Consider the following 1,267-nt stretch of genomic DNA (forward strand, 5'->3'; position numbering starts at 1 on the left):
TTTCCTTTATAACAAAATTATAACTCTTATAAATAAATATTTCTAATTAATTCTTATTATCATTTATTAATTTAATTAATTCTTGAGCCATAATATTATGTGCTCATTTATTAGGGTGAATGCTATCAAAAAAGAAATAATTATTAATATTTTCTTCATTAACACCTTCATTGAAATGAGGAACAATAATACCATTATTAATTATTTCACTAAAATCAGTAGTAACTGCTGCATCAATAATATTGTTATTAATATTCAAGCTTTTAAACTTATTAATAGCATTTGTTATCGCTGCAAACATATCATATTTAATAATATTTTTTTTATTTTTATTTAATTCTTCAATAACACTATCTAACATTTTATTAAAATTAGTAGTTAAATTTAAAATACGTTCCTTATCTTTTTCTTTATTTTTAAATAAAGGGATAATACTCATATTAGGAACATTACATAATAAAATACGTTGAGCACCCTTATTTATCAATTTAGTTAAAGCATTTTTTATTAACTCAACTGCTTTATTAATAATTTCTTCTTGGTCGTTTAATAATGATTGTTTAAAAGCATATAAAATATCATTACCACCAAACTCTACTAAAATTATATCATTACTATTAATATGATGCTGACTAATTAAAGCATCTACTTGATGAGTAATATCAAAATGATTAATAACAAAACTTTCTACTGTTAATTCTTTTTTTCTACTAGCTAAAGCTCCACTAACTGCATAATTATTACCAATTTGCTCATCAGCAAATAAAAAAAGGTCAAATCTTCAAGCAGAAGTTAAATTTATATGCAAATAATCGGCAATAATTTGTGCTGCCACAGGACCATTAGAAAAAGAATTTTTATAAAATGGTGGTAACATTTTAACTATTTTAGGTATTTTTAAATGCTTAAAAAGAGCTGTAAAACCACTTACTAATGCTCCTGTGTCTGATAAACTATCTCCTAGAACATAAAAATTACCTTTTATTTTTTGATTATCATTCATGACTTCTCCTTCTAACAATAAACTTAAACCAAGTATATAGGGGCTTTGCCCCTCGTTGCTTCGCAACTCACCCCAGCGGGGCTAAACCCCGCGGCCAACCAACCAAGGTTCTGGTTGGCACCGACCAATAATATGGGTTTATTTTAATTTACAAAATACTATAATTTTTATAAAAATGGATTTGTTTTTTTTGAAAATTTATCAAAATTTTCTTTTTTTTCTGATTTTATTTTTAATTCTTGCATTTGTTTTTCAATTTCTTTT

Annotated in this window: 1 protein-coding gene; it reads right to left on the bottom strand. The window is 24.9% G+C overall.

The genetic code is table 4. From position 1 onward, the window contains the following. Positions 1–46 precede the first annotated feature (46 nt). A complete protein-coding gene (locus tag M0D11_RS05965) occupies positions 47–1,003 on the bottom strand; it encodes an SGNH/GDSL hydrolase family protein (RefSeq protein WP_252320986.1) in 957 nt (318 codons plus the stop codon). Between the last annotated feature and the right edge of the window lie 264 nt (positions 1,004–1,267).

It is taken from the genome of Spiroplasma endosymbiont of Lariophagus distinguendus, assembly GCF_023846195.1.
Classification (GTDB): Bacteria; Bacillota_I; Bacilli_A; order Mycoplasmatales; family VBWQ01; genus Spiroplasma_E.